The sequence below is a fragment of the Streptomyces albidus (ex Kaewkla and Franco 2022) genome, from assembly GCF_013870515.1.
Classification (GTDB): Bacteria; Actinomycetota; Actinomycetes; order Streptomycetales; family Streptomycetaceae; genus Streptomyces; species Streptomyces albidus.
This window is the reverse complement of sequence record NZ_JACBXA010000083.1, coordinates 1-20,936: the sequence shown is the minus strand read 5'-3', so window position 1 is coordinate 20,936 and position 20,936 is coordinate 1. Positions and strand designations below refer to the sequence as shown.

Annotated in this window: 24 protein-coding genes; 16 read left to right on the top strand and 8 right to left on the bottom strand. The window is 68.9% G+C overall.

What is annotated here, in order from left to right; translation table 11 throughout:
* The 5 genes from H5J26_RS14980 to H5J26_RS14960 all read left to right on the top strand — a co-directional run.
* The coding region (locus tag H5J26_RS14980) for a hypothetical protein (RefSeq protein ID WP_210771347.1) at positions 1-313 on the top strand (313 nt) is incomplete at its 5' end.
* 344 nt (positions 314-657) lie between these two features.
* Positions 658-984, top strand: a complete 327-nt coding sequence (gene rplU / locus H5J26_RS14975) for a 50S ribosomal protein L21 (protein ID WP_181766344.1) — start codon at positions 658-660, stop codon at positions 982-984.
* Positions 985-997: 13 nt separating this feature from the next.
* The gene (gene rpmA / locus H5J26_RS14970; protein ID WP_181766338.1) at positions 998-1,255 is read left to right on the top strand and encodes a 50S ribosomal protein L27; all 258 of its coding nucleotides are present in this window, start codon (positions 998-1,000) and stop codon (positions 1,253-1,255) included.
* Positions 1,256-1,459: 204 nt separating this feature from the next.
* On the top strand, positions 1,460-2,902 hold the full coding sequence (gene obgE, locus H5J26_RS14965; protein ID WP_181766337.1) for a GTPase ObgE: 1,443 nt from the start codon (positions 1,460-1,462) through the stop codon (positions 2,900-2,902).
* Positions 2,903-3,056: 154 nt separating this feature from the next.
* Complete coding sequence (locus H5J26_RS14960; protein ID WP_181766336.1) at positions 3,057-3,989, top strand: aminoglycoside phosphotransferase family protein; 933 nt, start codon at positions 3,057-3,059, stop codon at positions 3,987-3,989.
* Positions 3,990-4,049: 60 nt separating this feature from the next.
* On the opposite strand, the gene H5J26_RS14955 is transcribed toward H5J26_RS14960, so the two are convergent.
* Positions 4,050-4,808, bottom strand: a complete 759-nt coding sequence (locus H5J26_RS14955) for an ArsR/SmtB family transcription factor (RefSeq protein WP_181766343.1) — start codon at positions 4,806-4,808, stop codon at positions 4,050-4,052.
* A 167-nt stretch (positions 4,809-4,975) separates the two neighbouring features.
* Positions 4,976-5,398 carry a nuclear transport factor 2 family protein gene (locus H5J26_RS31505; protein ID WP_181766335.1) on the bottom strand — a complete coding sequence of 141 codons (423 nt, stop codon included), beginning with the start codon at positions 5,396-5,398 and terminating at the stop codon, positions 4,976-4,978.
* A 54-nt stretch (positions 5,399-5,452) separates the two neighbouring features.
* Between H5J26_RS31505 and H5J26_RS31500 the strand changes: the two genes are divergently transcribed.
* Both H5J26_RS31500 and H5J26_RS14940 read left to right on the top strand, forming a co-directional pair.
* Positions 5,453-5,767, top strand: coding sequence for a hypothetical protein (locus H5J26_RS31500; protein WP_181766334.1), 315 nt, complete (start codon positions 5,453-5,455; stop codon positions 5,765-5,767).
* A 90-nt stretch (positions 5,768-5,857) separates the two neighbouring features.
* Entirely contained in the window at positions 5,858-6,604 is a 747-nt protein-coding gene (locus tag H5J26_RS14940) for a nucleotidyltransferase domain-containing protein (protein ID WP_181766333.1), read from the top strand.
* A gap of 124 nt (positions 6,605-6,728) precedes the next feature.
* Here the strand turns inward: H5J26_RS14940 and H5J26_RS14935 are convergent, their stop codons facing one another.
* On the bottom strand, positions 6,729-6,944 hold the full coding sequence (locus H5J26_RS14935) for a hypothetical protein (RefSeq protein ID WP_181766332.1): 216 nt from the start codon (positions 6,942-6,944) through the stop codon (positions 6,729-6,731).
* Between the two features lie 156 nt (positions 6,945-7,100).
* On the opposite strand from H5J26_RS14935, the gene H5J26_RS14930 reads away from it, so the two are divergent.
* From H5J26_RS14930 to H5J26_RS14920, 3 genes are all read left to right on the top strand, one after another.
* Complete coding sequence (locus H5J26_RS14930; RefSeq protein ID WP_181766331.1) at positions 7,101-7,991, top strand: hypothetical protein; 891 nt, start codon at positions 7,101-7,103, stop codon at positions 7,989-7,991.
* A gap of 228 nt (positions 7,992-8,219) precedes the next feature.
* Entirely contained in the window at positions 8,220-8,495 is a 276-nt protein-coding gene (locus H5J26_RS14925; protein ID WP_309237919.1) for a hypothetical protein, read from the top strand.
* A complete protein-coding gene (locus H5J26_RS14920) occupies positions 8,492-10,651 on the top strand; it encodes a tetratricopeptide repeat protein (protein WP_181766329.1) in 2,160 nt (719 codons plus the stop codon). The genes H5J26_RS14925 and H5J26_RS14920 overlap by 4 nt, the downstream gene beginning before the upstream one ends.
* Here the strand turns inward: H5J26_RS14920 and H5J26_RS14915 are convergent.
* Positions 10,640-11,047, bottom strand: coding sequence for an ATP-binding protein (locus H5J26_RS14915; RefSeq protein WP_309237918.1), 408 nt, complete (start codon positions 11,045-11,047; stop codon positions 10,640-10,642). The genes H5J26_RS14920 and H5J26_RS14915 overlap by 12 nt on opposite strands.
* A gap of 89 nt (positions 11,048-11,136) precedes the next feature.
* Between H5J26_RS14915 and H5J26_RS14910 the strand changes: the two genes are divergently transcribed.
* The 3 genes from H5J26_RS14910 (at position 11,137) to H5J26_RS14900 (ending at position 13,076) form a co-directional block, all read left to right on the top strand.
* Positions 11,137-11,988, top strand: coding sequence for a helix-turn-helix domain-containing protein (locus H5J26_RS14910; RefSeq protein WP_181766328.1), 852 nt, complete (start codon positions 11,137-11,139; stop codon positions 11,986-11,988).
* Entirely contained in the window at positions 11,945-12,145 is a 201-nt protein-coding gene (locus H5J26_RS14905; protein WP_181766327.1) for a DUF397 domain-containing protein, read from the top strand. The genes H5J26_RS14910 and H5J26_RS14905 overlap by 44 nt, the downstream gene beginning before the upstream one ends.
* A 91-nt stretch (positions 12,146-12,236) precedes the next feature.
* On the top strand, positions 12,237-13,076 hold the full coding sequence (locus H5J26_RS14900) for a DUF1206 domain-containing protein (protein ID WP_181766326.1): 840 nt from the start codon (positions 12,237-12,239) through the stop codon (positions 13,074-13,076).
* Positions 13,077-13,099: 23 nt separating this feature from the next.
* Here H5J26_RS14900 and H5J26_RS14895 read toward each other — a convergent pair whose 3' ends face one another.
* Together H5J26_RS14895 and H5J26_RS14890 are read right to left on the bottom strand one after the other, a co-directional pair.
* Positions 13,100-13,396, bottom strand: a complete 297-nt coding sequence (locus H5J26_RS14895) for an SCO0607 family lipoprotein (protein ID WP_419183800.1) — start codon at positions 13,394-13,396, stop codon at positions 13,100-13,102.
* 95 nt (positions 13,397-13,491) lie between these two features.
* Positions 13,492-14,940, bottom strand: coding sequence for a S41 family peptidase (locus H5J26_RS14890; RefSeq protein WP_181766325.1), 1,449 nt, complete (start codon positions 14,938-14,940; stop codon positions 13,492-13,494).
* Between the two features lie 213 nt (positions 14,941-15,153).
* Between H5J26_RS14890 and H5J26_RS14885 the strand changes: the two genes are divergently transcribed.
* Positions 15,154-15,801 carry an HAD-IA family hydrolase gene (locus H5J26_RS14885; RefSeq protein ID WP_309237917.1) on the top strand — a complete coding sequence of 216 codons (648 nt, stop codon included), beginning with the start codon at positions 15,154-15,156 and terminating at the stop codon, positions 15,799-15,801.
* A 104-nt stretch (positions 15,802-15,905) separates the two neighbouring features.
* On the opposite strand, the gene H5J26_RS14880 is transcribed toward H5J26_RS14885, so the two are convergent.
* Positions 15,906-16,616 carry a type 1 glutamine amidotransferase domain-containing protein gene (locus H5J26_RS14880; RefSeq protein WP_181766323.1) on the bottom strand — a complete coding sequence of 237 codons (711 nt, stop codon included), beginning with the start codon at positions 16,614-16,616 and terminating at the stop codon, positions 15,906-15,908.
* 122 nt (positions 16,617-16,738) lie between these two features.
* Between H5J26_RS14880 and H5J26_RS14875 the strand changes: the two genes are divergently transcribed.
* Positions 16,739-17,653, top strand: coding sequence for a LysR family transcriptional regulator (locus H5J26_RS14875; RefSeq protein WP_181766322.1), 915 nt, complete (start codon positions 16,739-16,741; stop codon positions 17,651-17,653).
* Between the two features lie 113 nt (positions 17,654-17,766).
* Here the strand turns inward: H5J26_RS14875 and H5J26_RS14870 are convergent, their stop codons facing one another.
* Positions 17,767-19,875 (bottom strand): hypothetical protein, encoded by a 2,109-nt coding sequence (locus H5J26_RS14870; protein ID WP_181766321.1) that lies wholly within the window; start codon positions 19,873-19,875, stop codon positions 17,767-17,769.
* Between the two features lie 339 nt (positions 19,876-20,214).
* Between H5J26_RS14870 and proB the strand changes: the two genes are divergently transcribed.
* Positions 20,215-20,936 (top strand): glutamate 5-kinase (proB, locus tag H5J26_RS14865; protein ID WP_181766340.1); only part of this gene is annotated, 722 nt, incomplete at its 3' end.

The window sequence follows — 20,936 nt, the reverse complement described above, 5'->3', positions numbered from 1 at the left end:
GCCGGTGACCGAGGCGCCGCCGGAGCCGGTGGCGTCCGCAGCTCCGGTACGTGCGCGGCGCAGGGCTACCCGCAGCGTCTCGTCGCCTTCGGCGGAGTCCGCCGAAGGCGACGACGGAGAAGCGAAGTCCTCCACGAAGAAGGGCGTCGCGAAGAAGTCTCCGGCGAAGAAGGCCACGGCCAAGAAGGCGCCGGCGGCGAAGAAGACGACGGCGAAGAAGGCCACGGCCAAGAAGGCGCCGGCGGCGAAGAAGACGGCCGCGGCCGAGCAGGAGGGTCCGTCCCAGGTGTCGGCCCCGACGAGTGAGGACTGACGGCGCGCACACGTTGCGGCGGAGCCTCCGCCTCCCCTGCCGGCAGCGGTAGGGGAGGCGGAGGCTCCTTCCGTTCAGCGGCGGGCGGTCGCCGGTGTGTTCGGACCGCCTCGGGGGCCGCAGGGCCGGTTTGACCAGGCTGTGCGGCGCCCCGTAACCTTGACCGTCGGCGTGTCATCGGGATGCGCCGCGCTCCTGAGCAACTCCCTCCCGGCATCGTCCGGGAGAGGCCGCTCAATCCTCTCGGATCAGATCGCGAGCGGGTCGGCGATGTCCTCGTCGCCTCCATTTCGCGCCGGGCGGCTGGCGTCAGGAGTTCCGTGACGAGCGAAAGAGAGTTCCGCGTGTACGCAATCGTGCGCACCGGCGGCCGTCAGCAGCGGGTCGCTGTGGGCGACGTCATCGAGGTCGACCGTATTTCCGAGAGCAAGGTCGGCGACAGCGTCGAGCTCTCGACACTGCTCGTCGTGGACGGTGACACGGTCACCAGTGACCCGTGGGTGCTCGACGGGGTCAAGGTCGCGGCCGAGGTGGTCGACCACCACAAGGGCACCAAGATCCGGATCCAGAAGTACAAGAACAAGACCGGCTACAAGAAGCGGATCGGTCACCGTCAGCTGCACACCGCGCTGAAGGTCACGAGCATCCCGACCCCGGCCAAGAAGAAGTAAGGACTGAGCAGAGATGGCACACAAGAAGGGCGCATCGTCCACCCGGAACGGTCGCGACTCCAATGCCCAGTACCTCGGCGTGAAGCGCTTCGGCGGTCAGGTCGTCAACGCCGGTGAGATCCTGGTCCGCCAGCGCGGCACCCACTTCCACCCGGGCGCGGGCGTCGGCCGTGGCGGCGACGACACGCTGTTCGCGCTGGACGCCGGTGCGGTGCAGTTCGGCACCCGCCGTGGCCGTCGCGTCGTGAACATCGTTCCGGCTGCGGAGTAATCACCTGCGCCAGTAGCGCAGTGCATCACGCATCGTCAACGAGGGCGGACCGCCGCTCCTGTGTGTACGCAACGCTCGTACGCAAGGGAGGAAGCCGGTCCGCCCTCGCTGTGTCGGCACACGATCGGGTGCGCCGGCCACCGAGTTCGAGCACCGATCATCACTCCCTCCGGCTGTGCCGGGGGAACCCAGGAGGCACCTCGCATGACCACCTTCGTGGACCGCGTCGAGCTGTACGTCGCCGCGGGTAACGGGGGCCACGGCTGTGCCTCCGTGCACCGGGAGAAGTTCAAGCCGCTCGGCGGCCCGGACGGCGGGAACGGGGGGCGCGGCGGAGACGTCGTCCTTGTCGTCGATCCGGACGTGACCACCCTGCTCGACTACCACCACAGCCCGCACCGCAAGGCCACCAACGGCAAGCCGGGGGAGGGCGGCCACCGTTCCGGCGCGGACGGCAAGGACCTGATCCTGCCCGTCCCCGACGGGACCGTCGTCCTCGACAGCAAGGGCGAGGTGCTGGCCGACATGGTCGGCAAGGGCACCGTCTTCGTCGCGGGCCAGGCCGGACGCGGTGGGCTGGGCAACGCCGCGCTCGCCTCACCTCGCCGCAAGGCCCCCGGCTTCGCGCTCCTCGGCGAGCCCGGCGAGTCGCGCGACATCGTGCTGGAGCTGAAGACCGTCGCCGACGTAGCGCTCGTCGGCTATCCGTCGGCGGGCAAGTCGTCACTCATCTCGGTGCTTTCGGCGGCCAAGCCGAAGATCGCCGACTACCCCTTCACCACGCTCGTGCCCAACCTCGGTGTGGTCACGGCCGGTTCGACGGTCTTCACCATGGCCGACGTCCCCGGTCTGATCCCGGGGGCCAGCCAGGGCAAGGGGCTGGGCCTGGACTTCCTGCGGCACGTGGAGCGCTGCTCCGTCCTCGTGCACGTACTGGACTGCGCGACCCTCGAATCCGACCGCGACCCCGCCTCCGACCTGGACACGATCGAGGCTGAGCTGCAGCAGTACGGGGGCTTGGACAACAGGCCGCGCATCGTCGTCCTCAACAAGGTCGACATTCCCGACGGCCAGGACCTCGCCGACATCATCCGTCCCGACCTGGAGGCTCGCGGGTACGAGGTCTTCGAGGTCTCCGCCGTCTCGCGGCACGGCCTCAAGGAGCTCTCCTTCGCGATCGCCAAGATCGTCGCTGAGGCGCGTGCCGCGCAGCCGGAGACGGAGACCACCCGCGTGGTCATCCGGCCGAAGGCTGTGGACGACGCGGGCTTCACCGTCACGAAGGAGGACGACGGGCTCTACCGCGTGCGGGGTGAGAAGCCCGAACGCTGGGTCCACCAGACCGACTTCAACAACGACGAAGCGGTGGGCTACCTCGCCGACCGACTCAACCGCCTCGGTGTGGAAGAGCAGTTGATGAAGGCGGGAGCGCGTGAGGGCGACGGCGTCGCCATCGGCGGAGAGGACGACGCCGTCGTCTTCGACTGGGAACCGACGATGGTCACGGGCGCGGAGATGCTGGGCCGCCGTGGCGAGGACCACCGCATGGAGACCCCGCGTCCGGCCGCCCAGAGGCGACGCGACCGCGAGGCGGAGCGGGACGAAGCGCTCGGCGAGTACCAGGACTTCGACCCCTTCGAGGGATAGCCGGCGGGCCCGGCGTCGCCGGCCGTGGGCCGTCCATTGGGGCGCTTCCATGCCGCCGGCGCCGGTGAGGTCGTGCGGCTCCGCGTGTCCGATGCCTTCGCCCGGCCCGTAATTCGGTTGCCGCCCCGGGCGGCGGTCGTGACCCTGTTCCGTGATGAGCGACGACGGAGCCCTGCGCGAGGACGATCGCGCGAGCCATGAGCAGACACCAGTGCCGCCGATCGACGCGGACCTGGTCCGGCGGCTGATCGCCGGACAGTTCCCGGAATGGGCGCAATTCCCCGTCCGGCCCGTCGAGTTCGGGGGCGTGGACAACCGGACCTTTCATCTCGGAGACGCGATGACGGTGCGGCTGCCGAGCGCCGAGGGGTACGCGGCGCAGGTCGACAAGGAGCAGCGGTGGCTGCCGGTGCTCGCACCGCAGTTGCCGCTGCCCGTGCCCGCTCCGGTCGCGAAGGGCCTGCCGGCCGAGGGCTATCCCTTCAACTGGTCCGTCATCCGGTGGATCGAAGGTGAGACGGTCACCGCCGAACGCATCGACGACATGACCGAGTTCGCCACGGCACTTGCGGGCTTCCTCGGCGCCCTCCAGAAGGCCGACCCGTCGGGCGGCCCGCCCGCCGGGGTGCAGAGCTTCTTCCGCGGCGCCTCGCTCCAGACGTACGACGAGGAGACCCGGCGTGCGATCGAGGTGCTGGGCAGCCGTGATCGAGGTGACACGGCCACCGAGGTGTGGGAGTCGGCGCTCCGAGCGACGTGGCATGGCCCGCCCGTCTGGTTCCACGGTGACGTGGCGGTCGGAAACCTGCTGGTGAGGGACGGCCGGCTGGCTGCCGTCATCGACTTCGGCTGTTCCGGCGTCGGCGATCCGGCGTGCGACATGACGATCGCCTGGACGTTCCTGTCGGGCGAGAGCAGGCAGGCCTTCCGTGAAGCACTCGGTGTCGACAGCGCGACATGGGCCCGTGGTCGAGGCTGGACGCTGTGGAAGGCGCTGGTCACCCTCGCCGACCCAGGCTCAGGCGGGGAGTGGGCGCGGCGCAGCCTCGAGAGCGTCTTCGACGAGTACGAGCAGGACGGGCGCTGAGCCGACGGCGTACCGTCCAACAGCCCCTGGAAGCCCGGGTGTCACGCACCCCCGCCACCCCTACGGGACGAGCCACGGCTCCTGGGGAAGCGGGCTGCCGGTCTCCAGGTACGACTTCAGATTGGACAGCACCGCGGCCCAGCCCGAGGCGGCCTCGTTCCGTTCGGCCTCGTCCTTCAGGTTCTCGTGGGTGACGGTGAGCCGGACGATCTGTTCGTACGGCTCGATGTCGAAGGAGACCCGGGAGGGTTCGTCGCCCGGTCCGGCGTCGGGGGCCGCCCACGTGGTGACGAGCCGGTCCGGCCGCCGGCTCTCCACCACTTCGCCGACGACGTCGGCGATGTCCGAGCCGTCGGTGCGCCGGTGCTCCCAGGCGGAGCCGGTCTGCCAGTCGGAGACGTTTCGGTGGCCCCAGTAGGCGCCTGTGGCGTCGGCGTCGGTGAGTGCGTCCCAGACCTTCTCCGGGGTGCTCTCGATGTAGACGACGTAGACGAATTCCGGTTTCGCTGTCATGGCGTTCTCCGCTCGTTGCTTCAGGGCGCTGAGCGATCGCAGACGCGGACGCTCGAACTTGTCGATCCACCGTTCCTGGATCTGATGGACGGGGACGGGGTTGAGGTAGTGGATCTTCTCGCGCCCGCGTCGCACCGTGCTCACCAGATTCGCGGCCTCCAGAACCGCCAGATGCTGCGTCGTCGCCTGGCGGGACATCTCAATGCGTTCGCACAGCTCGCCGAGCGTCTGGCCGTTGTCCTCGTGGAGACGGTCCAGCAGGTACCGGCGGGTCTGGTCGGCCAGGGCCTTGAAGACCTTGTCCATGTCGGTGCTCACACCTCCATCATGCAAGTAAATGCTTGCATGTCAAACGTCGGAGGTCACGGGGCCGGGGGCAGGGAGGGCGAGGGGAGGTGGCGAGGGTGCGGGCCAGGAACTGGTCGCGCGGGGCGGGCGCCGGGGGCGGGGCGGTCAGTCCGAGCCTGGGGCGGTCAGTCCGGGCCCGGGGCTGCCGACGTGATGTGGCTCAGTGCGCACAGCCATCGGCCGTCCAGCCTGACGAAGACGTCAGTCGTCCACTCGTCGGCGTCGAATCGCCGGCCCAGATGGTGAGCCGTGTTCGTCACTCGTCCGGTGAAGATCGCCGTGTCGCCGTGGATCCGTACCCTCGCCGGGCTGACGAGGGTCATCGCCGAATGCGTCAGCTGCCCGGACTCGACGACGGAGAGGAACTCCTCCCTGGTGGAGATGCCGGTCTCCGACACGATCACCCAGTCGTCCGTCATGAAGCTCGCGATCCGCGCGGCGTCATCGGACACAATCGCGGCAGCCCAGTCCTCCGCGACGGCGATGACCTGAGTGCCGGCCGCATCGGTCTGCGGATTCCTCGGGGCCTTTCCGGCGTCGTCGTCCACTCCTGGATCGTATCCGGAGCAATTACCGCAGAACCGTCGTAAGGAGCCCTTTTCATGGACCCGGACACGCTGTTCGACGAACTCGCCGCCGACCTCGCCCCACGCGGTGCCACGGCCGGCGCCATCTTCGGCAAACGGGCACTCAAGGCACACGGCAAGGCCTTCGCCTGCCTCAAGGGCGACACCCTCGCCGTCAAGCTCGGTGACGGAACTCCCGCACACGGCCGGGCACTTGACGTACCCGGTGCCGAACTCTTCGACCCCTCCGGCAAGGGCCGCCCCTTCAAGGACTGGGTGGCGATCCCGGCGGCACACTCGGATCAGTGGTCCGGCTACGCCGAGACCGCGCTCGACGCCCTGGCGCCGTGAGCCGGGATGAGCCGCAGCGGTCCGCAGCGGGTGCCGCTCAATCCGGTTGGCCGGGCGCGGCGTTGATGCTTGGCTCCTGTGATGTGCGAGATGACGATCGAGGAGGAGTTCGCCGAGCTGTGCGCCCGTACGGAGGCGGACGTACGAGTGCTCGGCATGGTCCTTACCGGGTCAAGGGCGCGCGAGGGGACCGCGACCCGGCACTCCGACTACGACGTGCTGCTCGTCGTCGACGAAGAGCAGCACAGCCTGAAGGAGGGGGAGGAGCGCCGGGACGCCCGCATGGACGTCTCCGTGATGAGCCTCGGCGAGTTCCGTACGCACGCGCTCCCCGGATCCGGCACCGAGTGGAACCGCTACGCCTTCACCCACGCCGTGGTGCTGAAGGACGCGACTGACGGGCTCATCGGCGAACTCGTCCTCGCGAAAGGGAGGTTGACCTCCTCGGAGGCTTCCCGGACAGCGGCCGGCGTCCTCGACGCCTTCCTCAACGGCCTGTACCGCTGCGTGAAGAACGACCGCGACGGCGACATGACGGCCGCACGCCTCGACGCCGCCGAGAGCCTTCCGCACCACCTGACGTACGTCTTCGCCCTGCACGAGCGGGTGCGGCCGTACAACAAGTACCTCGCTTGGGAGTTGAGGCGTCATCCCCTCAGCCGTCCCGAGTGGGCGCACGGCCATCTGCTGGGAGTCCTGGAACGGGCCCTGTCACCTGAACCCGCGGACGCTGTACGGCAGTTGTTCGTCGAGCTCGAACCGCATGCGCGGGCTGCGGGGCACGGCCCCGTCCTGGACTCGTGGGGCGAGGACCTGGTGCTCATGAGGGGCGCGTGAGGCTCCCTGGAGCCTTTGGCGACCGGGCAGGGTCACTTCCCCGGAGGCCGTGGGTCGGGACACCCCGTGCAGCGACGGGTCGGGGTGTCCCGTCCCGGTTCCGCGGAGCCGCGCGTCCGGTCGCTCAACGCCTGGGCGATCTGCGGCAGTTGAGGAGGGCCTGCAGGACCGCGAGGCGGTGTTCGCGGAGACGGTCGGCTTCCTTCGAGGCGGCCGTGGGTCTGAGAGCCGCCCGCGCCGCGTGCGCGGTGACCAGGACGAGGATCAGCCGGGCCACGGCGCTGCTGGAGGCGATTGCCGTCAGCGCCCATGCCACATGGCTCATGCCGGTTGTGGGCATCTTCGATCACACCTTCGTGAATCCGTAGATCCTCAGGTGTAGCGCGTCGCCGTGCCGATCCGCTTCGGCGCAGCCGCGCGGTACTGGTGCTCCCCGTCCGATTACCGCGCACCTGCGCGCCTGTTGGAAGCGGCCGGGCTACGGAAGCATGCGGGCATGCCGAACATGGACGAGCCGCGGTACCTCAGGGGGAAGCGGCATCTGCCGACCCCCTACGACCTCGACCTCTCAGGTGTGCTGCGCAACCTCAATCGACGAACCCCCTACTTCCGCGCCAGGCTCGCGAACGACCTGATGACTGCCGCATATCTGGCCGCCGGGATGCGGCTGCTCGCGCGGAACCTCGGGCCCGGCGCTCAGCCAGGTGACCGGGGCAGGCGCCCGCTTCTCGGGTCCCTCTCACAGCGTGGGGTCACGGCCGAGGTCGCGAAGAACCCTCCTCCTTTCTCCCGGCGGGCCACTGTCTCGGCGATGAGGGACCGGTGGAAGTCGCAGTCGGACTTCGTCGCAGATCTGATCAACTTCGCGGTGTGGCGGGAGAATTACCGCCCGGACTACCGGGAGCAGCGTGCCGCCAACACCAAGAAACTGGTGAGCGGGCCGGACTTCGTACGCGCCGTGCACGAGGTGACCTACCTGCATACAGCCGAGGGTGTGGAAGAGCCCTCCGTGCGGCTCGGGCTGGCTCTCATGACTGCTGCCGAGGGGGACGTGGAGGTGCTGCAAGCCATCTCCGCCATGTACGAGGACTATCTCGGCTCGTGGAAGAAGCTGTACGCCGACGTCTTACGTGAACGCGGCCTGCGACTGCGGCAGGGCCTGACCCTCGACGACCTCGCGAACGCTCTGTCAGCAGTCAACGACGGGGTCATCCTGAGAGCGATCGGTGACCCCAGCGCAGGCGTCATCGACGACGACAAGCGCCGCTCTCTCATGGGGTCGGTCACGCTTGCCGTGATCCACGCCTTCCTGGAACCGGAGGAGGACGCGAGCGGTCTCACGCTGGAGCAAGCGGTGGCGGCGAGGTTCGACAACCGGTCGAAGTGAGCAGGTTGAGCCGGACGCGGGCCCCCACGAGGTGCCATAGGGTAAATGGATCCGCACATAGAGCAGTTGCTTTGACTCAGGGGGGCGGCCGTGGAGCCGGAGATCGCAGCTTTGGCCACCAGCGCGGGCACAACCGTGGTCACGTTGATGGCGACTGATGCGTGGGAACGCACGCGCGATGCCATGACTGAGCTCTGGCGGCGTGTACACCCAGGGCGGGCAGACGCTGTGACGGCTGAGCTCGAGGCCACCCGTGAGGATCTGCTGGCGGTGCAGCCGGCCGACTACGAAGACTCCGTGAACGAGCTCCAGACGGAGTGGGAAGGGCGCCTCCGTCGCTTGCTGCGGGAACGCCCCGAAGTGGCCGGAGATTTACGCCGCTTGCTCGACGAACTGCCCGCTCCGGAGACTGACACAGGTACGAGGGTCAAGCAGCGGGCGACGGCCTCCGGCCGGGGCCGGGTCTACCAGGCCGGGCGCGATCAGCACATCAACGAGCGATGAACGGCGGCAGCGGCATGGACGGCCGTGCCGACGGCCAGGGCCGGGTCTATCAGGCGTCCGGGGACCAGCACATCATCGAGCATCACCATCACGGTGGCTCCGTTTCGGCCACCGCCGACCCGGTGGGCATCGAGTCGGTGCGAAGGCCCACTGGCGGCAGAGCGCCACAGGTATTCCGTGATCGCACCGACCTGATGGAACGCTTACACGGGGCCGTTGCCTCGGGCGGTGGTGATGAGATCTACGTCCTGCATGGCATGGGCGGTTGCGGCAAGACCGCAGTCGCCCATGCCCTGTTCCAGTACGCGACAGATGTCGTTGGCCGAATCGGCTTATGGGTGAACGCATCCGACCGCGCCACTTTGCGCAGTGGAATGCTCGCCGTTGCAGCCGACCGGGGTGCAGAGGAAGGTCAGCTACTGGCGGCCCGCAACGGGCTGCGGGCAGCGGCCGACCTCGTATGGGACCGGCTCGGTGCGTCTGCACAACCCTGGCTTCTGGTGCTCGACAATGCTGACAACCCAGCCGTCCTTCAGGACGGCTGGTTGCGCAGCAGTCCGCGTGGGACGGTTCTGGTCACCACCCGGCAGGCGGCAGCCCGTTGGTGGACGAACGCCGAACTGCACCACGTCGGAGTGTTGCCGAGCGACGCGGCAGCACAGGTCCTGTGCGATCTCGCGCCCGAGACGGGGACGGTGGAGGAGGCGAAGGCGGTCGCTGACCGCCTCGGGCGGCTGCCATTGGCGCTGACTCTCGCCGGAGGGTTCTTGGCCCATCAGGTGATCGAGCCGTGGACGATGGCGAAGTACGGGCAACACCTTGTGGGACCTGAGCAAGTCGGCATCCTCGATGAGGGCGCTGCTGCGCTGCCGGGCGATGAGTCCCGCAACCTTGTCAGCCGAACCTGGCAGCTCTCCCTCGACTCGCTCACTGCCCAGGGGCTGCCCGAATCGACTGTGCTGCTGCGGCTGCTGGCGTGCTTCGGGGCTGATCCTTTGCCGTTGTCGCTGCTTAGCGGGCTCGACACAGGGGGCTTGCTGTCGAGGACACGGGCCGAGGTCGCATTACGTGGGTTGCTCGACCAGTCGCTGGTGAGTCTCGTTGACGCCGGAGTGCGATGTGTCCAGTCGCACGGGGTGCTGATCGCGAGTGTCACCTCCGGTACGCCAGCGGAGGCGCTCCAGGAACTCCACCGCGCAGCAGTTCAGTTGCTCGGCGCTGTCGTCCCGGCAGTTCCAGAACGAGGTCCGCAGGACCTGCGGTTGCGTCTGCTTGCTCCCCATGCTTTGGCTCTGCTTCAGCGGACCGACCGGGCAGTCACCCCAGATGCGCTGAACGCGACCGTGCGACTCGCGGTCGCCCTTCACCGTACTGGTGATTACCTGTCCGCTTGGGAACTCACCTCGGCGTCCGCAGCTGTGGCAGAGCCGGTTCTCGGGGCTGAGCACCGGCTTCTGCTGAGGGCTCGTTCCCGTGAGGGCCGCGCGCTGTTCCGGCTTGGTCGATTCGAGGAAGCGGAGACGCTGCTCCGTAGGGTTCTTGCAGACCAGGAGCGGCTGTTCGGTCCGGAGGATGCCGATTCGTTGGACACCCGCTATGGCCTCAGCCTCGCTCTGCAACCGCTCGACAGAGGGGCGGAGGGTCTGGAAATCCTCCAACGGTGCGCTACTGGTCGGGAAGGCGTGCTCGGGCCCGAGCATCCCCTCACCTTGCGGGCCCAGTCGGCCCTGTTGCTGCATACACCTGTTTCGCAAATCGCGGCCTGGATGGACGGGAATGAGCCCTCTCATCCGCAGAGGTGTGAGCAGTACATCGGAGGTGAGCACAGTGTCACCCTCGGCGCCCAATTCGACTACGCAGTCGTGTTGTTCAAATCGCAGCGCCACGAGGCCGCTGACGTCGCAGCAAAGAAGATTCGTGAGCAGTATGAGCTGCGCTATGGGCTTTCCCACCCTGTCACGTTGGCCGCCCAGACGTTGTACGCGCGAACAAGGGCCGCATCCGGTGATCTCAGTACAGCGCTGTGCCTGATGAGTCAGGTCGCCAGGCAACGGGAGCGGAGCGTCGGAGCTGAACATCCCCACACGGCAGCCAGTTATCGGTACTTGGAAGAGTTCGAGGCAAAGCAGCGAGCAAGCGAGCACTCACCGGACTGATACCTCGCACCGGACGGTCTTCCCGACGAGTTCGGGCACGACCTCCCACTTGTCGGCGAGTCGGGCGATCAAGGCGAGACCGCGGCCGGACTCGTCCCATTCGCTTGCGGAGCGGCGAGTCGGAGAGGAGGGGGAGCGGTCGTAGACCTCGATGCGGACTCCGGTGTCCGTACGCAGGAGGGTGACCGTGCACCAGCGGTCCGGGACGTGGCGGTGGACGTTCGTCACCAGTTCGGTCAGGGCGAGTTCGGCGGCGTCGGTCAGTTGGTGCATCCCCCACAAGCGCAGGTAGGCGCGAGCGATGCGGCGAAGGTGGCGCGGCGAGTGGTCGCCGACGGTCAGGGCGACCCGGTAGCGGCGCGGTGGGAATTCGGCGGGTTCCTCGATGACGTTCACAGGACAAGGCTGTGACGCACCAATTACTCTCGGCTATGGCTCGAATGCAACTCCGGGCGCTGTGACGTCCGTTGAGTGAGGGGACGCCGGTGGCGAACATCAAGGAACTCGATCCGGGGGCCTCGCCCCTCCACTACTTCGGTGCCGAGCTGCGGCGCCTGAGGGAGCGGTCGGGGCTGACCTTGGCGCAGCTGGGCAAGATTGTCTTCTGTACGGGTTCGCTGATCGGACAGGTGGAGACGGCAGCCAAGGCTCCCACTCTGGAGTTCATTCAGCGCGCTGATGCGGCCCTGGGGGCCGAGGGCGCACTGTTGCGACTGTGGCCTTTGTTGAAGCGCAGCAGGCTGCCGTACAAGCAGCGTCGAGTGGCCGAGATCGAAGCCCCTGCGATTCAGATCTGCGCTTTTCAGCCCCAAGCCGTTCACGGGCTCCTCCAAACAGAGGGGTATGCCCGCGCAATGCTCGGCATCAGCCAACGGGAAGATATCGAGGAGGAGTTGGCGGCGAGGATGCATCGCCAGGGAATTCTGAGGAGGGAAGATTCGCCCCTGTTCTGGGTCGTACTGAGCGAAGCTGTGCTCCATCAGCAAGTCGGCGGACCGGAGGTCATGGCACAGCAACTGTTGTGCCTGTTGGATTACCGGCACGTCGACAACGTGCAGATCCAGATCCTCCCGTTCGCTGTGGGCGCGCACCAGGGAATGATCGGTGCCTTCACGCTCTTCTCCTATGAGGACCAGCCGAACATCGCGTACGCGGAGGGCTACGACGGAGTGGACGCCACCGCCAACCCGCAAGAGTTCCGGGCACGTTCGCTTCGTTACGATCTCTTGCGAGCATCCGCCCTGTCTCCCGGGGACTCGGCTGACTTGATCGCTCGTGTTTTGGAGGAGCGCTATGAGTACAGGGCAGGTGCAGTGGGCCCACCCCCGATGGCGTAAGTCGAGCCACAGCGTGGAAAACGGCGAGTGCGTGGAGGTCGCCCAGCTTCCTGCCGGCGTCGCCGTGCGCGACTCCAAGTACGCCGACGGTCCGTACCTCACGTTCCCCCCTGCCTCCTTCGCTCACCTCATCCGAACTGTCGCCCTCGACCGATAAGTCGAGCTTCGCGTTTCCTTCGCCCCGGCGCGGGCAATCGCTGACCTTCGAGGTACGTCGGCATTCGGCGTGATCCAGGGGAGGCGGGGCAATGAACGCATCGGCCATGTCGTGGAGAGGGCGCCGGAGTGCGCGGCGGGCGGCGAACAGTTCCACGCTCGAAGGAGTCGCGCGTGCGGGCATGGTCGCCCAGGGGGTGCTGTACATACTCGTGGGCCTGCTCGCGCTGCGCATCGCCTTCGGCGAGGGCGGCGGCGGCAAGCAGGCCGATCAGAGCGGCGCCCTCCGGGAGTTGGCGGCGCAGCCCTTCGGCCTGCTGTTGGTGTGGGCCGTCGGGATCGGGCTGGCCGGGCTCGCGCTGTGGCGGCTGTCGGAGGCGATGTTCGGCGCGTCGGAGAAGGGCGGCCACAAGACCCGCAAGCGGCTGATGTCGGCGGGACGGTTCGTGTTGTACGGCGTACTGGCCTTCTCGGTTCTCTCGTTCGCGAACGGGTCGAAGGGCGGCGGCTCCAGCGATGCGAAGTCCGAGGACATCACCGCCCGGGCGCTGTCCGTACCGGCGGGGCAGGTGCTGGTCGGCCTGGCGGGCCTGGCCATCGCGGCGTTCGGCGCCTGGGGAGCGGTGCAGGCGCTGAGGCGCAAGTATCACGACCACTTGAGGATGTCGCGCATCCCGCGCCGCCACCGAAAGTGGGTCGACGTGCTCGGAGTGACCGGCGGCGTCGCCCGGGGGGCGGTCCTCTTCGTCCTGGGTCTGTTCGCCATGGAGGCCGCATGGTCGTCCGACGCCGATGAAGCCAAGGGCATGGACGGTGCGTTGAGGTCCTTCGCCGATACTCCGGTGGGACCTTGGCTGCTCGTGGCCGTCGCTGTGGGCGTCACGCTCTTCGGGCTGTTCTGCTTCATGCTGGCCCGCTGGCGCAGGGTGTAGTCACGTGACGCCCGCGGCGGCGCTCACTTCTTCGTGACGTTGCTGTCCTTGTCGATGACTCGTGTGCTCCAGTACTTGTCCCACTTGTCGTCGACGTGTTCGGGCACCTTGCCCTCGGGATAGCGCACGTATCCCTTCGGCGGTTCCTCGCCGTCGGCCACGCAGGTCTGGCCGGTGGTGCTCCCCACGGCCTTGACCGGGTACTCCTCGGACCGGCAGACACTGTCCTGGAGCGAGCAGCCGGCGGTGAGGAAGGCGGTGACGAGCCCCGCGGCGGCAAGCGTGGTCGCAGGCTTACTCAGCCGTCGGTTGTTCTGCACGGTCGGCGTCCTCTCCATCGGTTCGCGCACGTCTGTCCGGGAGACCGGAGCAGCTTACGAGCAGACGTAATCGGACGGCGTCCGGTTGCAGCGCCTCAGCGCAGCTCCGCGACGGCCCTGTCGAACGCCGAGTCGCGCCCCTGCTCGAACTCCTCGTCCGTGAAGACCGGTTCGAGGTGGTGAGGTGGGATGCCGGTGCCGTCGAAGGTCTGCCCGTGCCGGGTGCGGAACTCCTCGTTGGGCAGCAGGATGCTCCAGCCGCCGGGGAGCCGGCGCTCCATCGTGTCCGAGAAGACGCCCTGCGTGGGTTGGCCGATGCGCAGCGTCCGGCCCGGACGTTCCATCAGCGCCTGGGTGAAGGTCTCTCCGGCGCTGACCGTCGAGCCGCCGGTCAGGACGGCGACGTGCCCGGTGTAGCGGTGCCCGGCCGCGGGACGCACGTACAGAGGCTGCGGGCGGGTGAAGCGCGTCGCGTCGGACGGCTCGTTACGGGCCCGCTTGGCGTACGCGAGGTAGGGGCGGTCGGTGAGGCGCGCCGCCAACTCCAGGCCCAGCTGGTCCGATCCGCCGCCGTTGACGCGCAGATCGACGATCAGTCCCTTGAGGGATGCGGCCCGCTCCGGGGTGAGTACGGCGTCCAGCGCCCGCTGGAGTTCCGCGCTCTCGGAGGCTTGGTCACCCTTCTCCGTGTAGCCGGCGAAGCCCGTGATCCGCAGGTAGCCGCAGTCGCCCGGGAGGTCCGCGTAGCTGATCCGCCCCCGGGCGAAGGCCTTCACCTCGGCACCCGCCAGGTCGCGTTCCTTGATGAACTTCCGTGTCTTCGCGTCCAGTTGAGGAGTGGGCATCTCGGTGCCGGGGCGCACCTGGCCGAAGGAGCCGGACTCCCCGGCAAGGATCGCCACGTGCGCGTCGTGCAGCGGGGCCACCATCCTGCGGAAGACGGCGAACAGTTCACCCTGTGTCGTATCCGCGGTGACCTGCGGGCGGTAGCGGTCCCGGACGGCGTCCCAGTCGACTCCCTTGGCGGCGAAGAACGGGTAGTTCTCATCGAAGGTCTGCCAGAAGACGTCGAAGGTCTTCACGGGGTCCTCGGGCACCTCGCGGGCGCAGGCTCCGGGCAGCGCCTGGATGCGCCGCAGTCCCCGGTCGCCGACCGAGCCCTCGATGTGCATCGACGCTCGTGTCCGGCTTCCTGCCGGGCGCAGCGTGAACGCCTCCCCGTCCTCGGTGACGTACCGTGCCCTGTCCCCGTGTCCGCTCGTCCGCTTGGCCGAAGTGCCCTTCAGGCAGCTGACCTTGGTGGTCTGGTACTGCTGTACGCGGCCCCGGTCGACCTTCAGCACGGTGCCGTAACCGTCCATGCGCCACACCCCGGCCGTCGGCCCTGCGGTGTGCCGCGCCGCCTCGGACTGTCTGGCCTCCTCCGCAGAGGCCACGCTGAGCGCCGCGCTCCCCGTGACGGCCAGTACCAACGCGGCGATGCCGACTGCCTTCGCCGCACTGCTGAAGGAGCCTCCGTCACTGCTGGAGCTTCCGTTCTGCATGATCAAGCTTCCCCCGTCGGTCGTCGGATGCTCTGTGCACACCCTCCCGGACCTGCACCACCCGCGACATCCGGCTGCCCGGCCGCCCGGGAGTGGGGGAAACCCCCGGGAGGCGGTGGAGCTGGGGAGAACGGCGCCCTCAGACAGGGCCTAGTCGCCGGGAGGGCGCCGACGTCCCTTTCGCGCTCCTCTGCCGCTCTGCTATTCAGAGGTGTGACGACGACCAGGACCGACGGCTCCTCCGGGCAGCGCGTCGAAGCCGTGCTGTGCGACATCGACAACGTGATCCGCTTCTACGACACGAGTGAACTGGCCGGGCTGGAGCGCGATTTGGGGTTGGCTGTCGGCACGACGATGCAGATCGCCTTCGCGCCGGGGACGGATCTGCCGCTGCTGCTGGGAGAGATCACCAAGCACGAGTGGGTGCGGTCGATCGCCTACGGACTCGTCGGCCGGATCGGTCTGCCGGAGGCACGGGCCCGCGAGTTGGGCACCGCTCTGGCCGCGGCGCGCTCCTACGCGGACGAGGCCGTGGTCGGGATGCTCCGGCGCGTACGGGAACGGATGCCCCTGGTCCTGGTCTCGAACGCGTCTCTCGAACTGGAGGAGGAGCTTGCGGAGTTGGGCCTCGAAGAGCTCGCTCATCACGTGGTCAGCAGCGCCAGGGTCGGAGTGGCCAAACCGGACCGGGGAATCTACGAGATCGCGGTCGAGCGCGCGGGAGTCGGCGCCGGGCGGTGCCTCTTCGTGGACGACTCGCGCACGAACGTCGAGGCGGCCGCCGCGCTCGGCATGACCGCCACGCACTACCGCGAACACGCCGATCTCCGCACGGCGTTGGCCCCGCTGCTGGACGGCTGAACCCGCACGCGCCGCACGCACCGCACCCGTTCGACACTCCGGCCGCGAACGGTCCGGGAGGCGTCACCTCCCGGACCGTGGGTCTCGCGTTGCGAGGCCGCGCGTCAGGCGGCGCTGCGCACCTTGAGGGCCTCGACCACCTGACCGGCGGTGTCGGCGCTCGACTGCGGGTTCTGACCGGTGACGAGGTTGCCGTCGACCACGACCTTGACCGACCACGCGGGACCGATCTCGACCAGGCCGCCGAGCTCGCGGAGCCTGCTCTCGACGAAGTACGGCACCGCGTCCCCGAGGCCGCCCTGCTGCTCCTCCTCGTTGGTGAAGACGGTCAGCTTGCGGCCGGCGAAGGGGAAGACGTCCCCGTCACTGGCGCTGAGCAGCCCCGCGGGGCCGTGGCACAGCGCTGCGACGACCTTGCCGCGCCGGTCGAGCGCGGTGAGCAGACGGCCGAGGTCCGGGTCGAATGCCAGGTCCTCCATGGGGCCGTGACCGCCCGGGATGTACACCGCGTCGTAGTCGTCGGCCGAGGCGTCGGCGAGGGGAAGCGGCATTGCCAGCTCGTCGCTCAGGGAGTCCAGGTAGGCGCGGAAGCCCTTCGCGGCGGCCTCGTCCACGCCGCCCCGCTCGTCGAGGCTGATCGGGTCGACGGTGGGATGGACGCCGCCGGGAGTGGAGATGTCCACATCGAAGCCTGCTTCCCGCAACACCCGGTGCGACACGGCGACCTCCTCCGCCCAGTAGCCGGTGGGGTGGGCCGTGCCGTCGCCCAGCGTGAGGTGGTCGGCACCGGAGACGACCATCAGGATCTTTGTCATGGCGGAACTTCCTTTTCTTGCTGTGTGCTGTCCGTCTGTCGTCCCTCTCAACACTCGCATCCCTCGGAAATCCTCCGCTAATCTGAGACCTGCCATCAGATTTCTTATGGAAGGGGAGTGGCGTGCCGGACCTCGATCTGCTGTCCACCTTCCTGGAGATCTACAGGAGCGGGTCGATCACCGCCGCCGCCTCCCGGCGTGGTCTGAGCCAGCCCGCGGTCAGCGGCCAACTGGCCCGCCTGGAGGAGCAGATGGGCGAGCCGTTGTTCGTCCGCTCGCGCCGGGGCGCCGTCCCCACCGACCGTGCCTACGATCTCGCCCGGAGGATCGGCACCCACCTCGACGAACTCCAGCAGGCCGTCGGCTCCGCCGCGGGCGCCGACGATCAGGCCGCCCACCGGGGCACGGTGCATCTGGCCGGCCCCTCGGACCTGATGGCCATGCGTGTGGTGCCCGCGCTCGCCCCGTTGACGGCCGGCGGGCTGCGGCTTCGGATCACTCTGGGGCTCGCGGAGGAGCTGCTGGCCGCGTTCGCCGCCGCCCGCATCGACCTCGTGGTGTCCGCGGTACGGCCCCGCCTGAAGAACGTGGTGGCGACACCCTTCGCCGATGAGGAGTTCCTGCTGGTGGGCCCGCCCGGCCTCGCCCGGACGATCGACCCCGGCCGGCTGAACGAGGACCCCGTCCGTGCGCTGGCGCATCTGCCGCTGGTCGCCTACGCGGAGGAGCTGCCCATCATCCGCCGGTACTGGCGCAGCGAGTTCGGCCGCCGCCCGCCCAACCCTGTGGCCGTCACCGTTCCGGACCTGCGTGCCGTGCTGGCAGCCGTCGTTGCGGGTGCGGGAGTGTCGGTCCTGCCGCGCTACCTGGCTGAACCGGCGCTCGCATCGGGCTCGGTGGAGACGCTGCACCAGCCGCAGGTGCGCCCGCTGAACACCCTGTATCTGGCGACGCGGACCGGCGTCCCCGCCAACCCCGCAGCGGCCGTGGTCCACCGCAGGCTCACCGAGCGCTCGCGAGAATGGGACCTTCTCTAGGCCGTCCGCTCAGACCTTCACCGAGCGGGCTCCCCCGCTGAACCGCCCGTACGACGAAGGTCCCGGAAGGCTCGCTCGCCTTCCGGGACCCTCGACTCCGATTCAGCCGGTTCTCACGCCGTGACCTGGTCGGCCTCCTCCGGGTCGGACAGCGTGCCGCCGGCGCCCGGGGCCTCCAACTCGGCCTCCTCCGCGGCCTCCTGGGCCTCGGTCTCGCGCTGGCCCGGGATGTCGCTCGTACGGCTGGCGACCCGCTCGTTGCGGGCGTCGGTCGAATCGCACAGGTCGATCGCGGCCTGGTTGAAGCGTGTCATCGAGGGCGGTTCGGCCGGGCCGAGGAGGTGGACCTTCAGCTCCGACCGGGCCTTGGCGAGGGAGTCCTTCGCCGGCTCCCGTACGGACTCCAGCAGCGCCGGGATCTCGGTCGCCTCGGGGGAGAGGATCGCCGCAGCCCGTACGGTCGGGAAGCCCGCCCGGAACTCGTCCTCGCTCAGCCCGCTGGTGTTGGCGACCGCGTAGGGCTTCTCGCTCGTCAGATAGTCCGAGACGACGGAGGAGACGTCCGAGATGAGCAGGTCGGACTCGTTGAAGCAGGTGTAGATCGCCGGCCGGGGGCCGGTGACGATCTGGTGCTCCCACTCGGGGAAGGACGCCCAGTTGGCTGCCTCCCAGGCGGCGGTGGCCGCCGCGACGCGCTCAGCACGCCCCTTCTCCGGCGTGGACTGGAGCATCATCTTCTCCACCTCGTCCGCGCCACGGCGGAATGCGGTGGTGGTCAGCTCGTCCAACTCGCGTGTGCGCCGAGCCAGTTCGGCGGCGGTCTCGGCGCCCGGGCGGTCCCCGGAACGCTTGGAGTTGGCCTCGACGATCATCGCCTGGATGCGTGCGTCGGCAGCCCCCGCACGCGGGTCGACGGAACCCGTCATCGGGTGGGGCTTGTAGAGCAGCCGCACGCCCGGGTCCGCGAGGAGCGTCCGGACGATGTTCTCGCCGGCCAGGATGATCGAGGTGTTGCCCGGGTCGTTGGTCCAGCCCTCCCACGTCGGCGCGTACAGGACGGTGGTGTACGCGCCCTGCGGCACGCCCTGGGACGGCTCGATGGGGGAGAGCTGGGGGCGGCCGACCTCGACCACGTCACGGTCGTCGACGCCGATGTCGGCGAGCTGGTAGCGCTCGCGGGCGGCGGGACCCGCGACCCACACCTCGTCGTAGGCCTTCGCGTAGGGGTTGCAGGAGGAGAGCTTGTCGCTCTCGCCGTGGTTGATGAACGCGTGCTTGATCGTCGGGATGCGAAGCACCTGCGAGGTCTTGCCGGAGTTCGCCGGGTGCAGCATCACCTTGAGCGTCGAGTGCTCCAGGTGCATCAGGTGAGCGACCTTCGGGATGCAGACGATCGGGACGTCCGTCGCCTCGATCTTCTGCACCATGAAGCGCTCGCGGAGCACGATGATCGGGTTGCCGTCGAGCTGGGCGAGGGTGGAGAGCCACATGTTCGCCTGGTACGCGGAGGTGGTGCCGCCGGAGAAGTACATGCCGACCGTCGGCTTGTACTTGGCCAGCCACCGGCCGAGCCAGTCCAGAGCCTGCTGCTCGTTGGCGTGCCGCTTCTTCGGCAGCATCCAGGTGCCCAGGTACACGGCGCCGCCGAGGGACAGCGCGATGCTGAGGCCGAGGCCGAGGATGCCGAAGACCTCCGAGGCGAACGCCGCGCTCAGCATCAGCCCGAGCGTGGCCGGGATGGAGAAGCGCAGCAGGCGGCGGCTGGGCTGCCGGGCCAGGAGGCGCGGCGGCGAGATGGTCAGCCGCAGGTCCGAGGCGTCGATGTTGCGGGTGAGGATCGGCAGCGTACGGCTGCGCCGCACCAGCTGGGCCACGGCCTGGCAGAGGAAGTGCGTGGCGTAGGCGGCGAGCAGCAGGAGCGTGAGGGGGCGCTCGATGTCCGGGGGGACGTCGGGGATGCGGACCAGGCCGATGACGATGAGCATGTCGCGGAGCAGCTGGCGCGTGGTGACGTCGAAACGGACCTTGCCGAGCAGGGCGAGGAGGCCCGGCTGCTGGTGCGTGAGGTAGAGGTCGAGCGTGAGTCCCGCCACGGAGGCGACGATGAAGACGGGCACGTTCGGCAGTAGCGCACCCGCGAGCTGTGCGGCGTAGAACACCGTCATCGCGAGCAGTGCCGTCAGCTGGACGGCGCGTCGGGGGGAGAGACCGGCAGAGGGCACGGGCTGGGCTCCTGGCAGGAGGTCGAGGGTCGGGGGATGGAAACCGGCCGGTGGGGGAGTCACGGCCGTGGATGACCACTGACCGTATGCCTGGCACCGGGCCGGTGACAATCTGCGGCGGAGTGTCCCGGGTCAATACGAGGACAAAGGTCATTATCCCCACCCGTCCACTGGTCGGAACGGGCAAGCGGAGTGGATCAGCACTGCCGTAGATTGCGGACGCGGCGGGCACAGTTCCGCGGCACCAGAACGGATCGTACGGGCGTGGCGGAACGGAACAGGCAGGCAGCGGAAGTGAGCAGCACCACGGCAGGCGAGGGCAGGACCCCCCGGGACGAGGTGACCGGCGCGCGGCGCATCGTCGTCAAGGTCGGTTCCTCCTCGCTCACCACGGCCGCCGGAGGCCTGGACGCCGACAGGGTCGATGCCCTCGTCGACGTGCTGGCCAAGCACGCCGGACGCGCGGACGGAGAGGCCGAGAGGCCAGTGAAGGAGATCGTGCTCGTCTCCTCCGGTGCCATCGCCGCCGGGCTCGCGCCGCTGGGCCTGGCCAGGCGTCCCCGCGACCTGGCGCGACAGCAGGCCGCTGCCAGCGTCGGCCAGGGACTGCTCGTCGCCCGCTACACCGCCTCCTTCGCGCGGTACGGGCGCAGGGTCGGCCAGGTGCTGCTGACCTCGGACGACACCAGTCGCCGGGCCCACTACCGAAACGCCTACCGCACGCTGGAACAACTGCTGGCCATGGGCGCCGTCCCCGTCGTCAACGAGAACGACACGGTGGCCACCGAGGAGATCCGTTTCGGCGACAACGACCGGCTCGCCGCGCTCGTCGCCCACCTCGTGCGGGCGGACCTGCTGGTGCTGCTGTCGGACGTCGACGGCCTCTACGACGGCGACCCGACCGGTCCCGGCACCTCGCGCATCACCGAGGTGACCGGTCCGCGGGACCTTGAGGACGTCGAGATCGGCAGCGCGGGCCGAGCCGGCGTGGGCACCGGCGGCATGGTGACGAAGGTGGAGGCCGCCCGCATCGCGACGGCCGCCGGGGTTCCGGTGGTGCT

Excerpts from the sequence above, each read along its gene's own strand:
- H5J26_RS14900 (WP_181766326.1), top strand. The coding sequence starts at position 12,237 with ATGAACGCATCGGCCATGTCGTGGAGAGGGCGCCGGAGTGCGCGGCGG.
- H5J26_RS14955 (WP_181766343.1), bottom strand. The coding sequence starts at position 4,808 with ATGGACAAGGTCTTCAAGGCCCTGGCCGACCAGACCCGCCGGTACCTG.
- H5J26_RS14890 (WP_181766325.1), bottom strand. The coding sequence starts at position 14,940 with ATGCAGAACGGAAGCTCCAGCAGTGACGGAGGCTCCTTCAGCAGTGCG.
- H5J26_RS14935 (WP_181766332.1), bottom strand. The coding sequence starts at position 6,944 with ATGCCCACAACCGGCATGAGCCATGTGGCATGGGCGCTGACGGCAATC.
- obgE (WP_181766337.1), top strand. The coding sequence starts at position 1,460 with ATGACCACCTTCGTGGACCGCGTCGAGCTGTACGTCGCCGCGGGTAAC.
- H5J26_RS14920 (WP_181766329.1), top strand. The coding sequence starts at position 8,492 with ATGAACGGCGGCAGCGGCATGGACGGCCGTGCCGACGGCCAGGGCCGG.
- H5J26_RS31500 (WP_181766334.1), top strand. The coding sequence starts at position 5,453 with ATGGACCCGGACACGCTGTTCGACGAACTCGCCGCCGACCTCGCCCCA.
- H5J26_RS14930 (WP_181766331.1), top strand. The coding sequence starts at position 7,101 with ATGCCGAACATGGACGAGCCGCGGTACCTCAGGGGGAAGCGGCATCTG.
- H5J26_RS14960 (WP_181766336.1), top strand. The coding sequence starts at position 3,057 with ATGAGCGACGACGGAGCCCTGCGCGAGGACGATCGCGCGAGCCATGAG.
- rpmA (WP_181766338.1), top strand. The coding sequence starts at position 998 with ATGGCACACAAGAAGGGCGCATCGTCCACCCGGAACGGTCGCGACTCC.
- H5J26_RS14905 (WP_181766327.1), top strand. The coding sequence starts at position 11,945 with ATGAGTACAGGGCAGGTGCAGTGGGCCCACCCCCGATGGCGTAAGTCG.
- H5J26_RS14880 (WP_181766323.1), bottom strand. The coding sequence starts at position 16,616 with ATGACAAAGATCCTGATGGTCGTCTCCGGTGCCGACCACCTCACGCTG.
- H5J26_RS14940 (WP_181766333.1), top strand. The coding sequence starts at position 5,858 with ATGACGATCGAGGAGGAGTTCGCCGAGCTGTGCGCCCGTACGGAGGCG.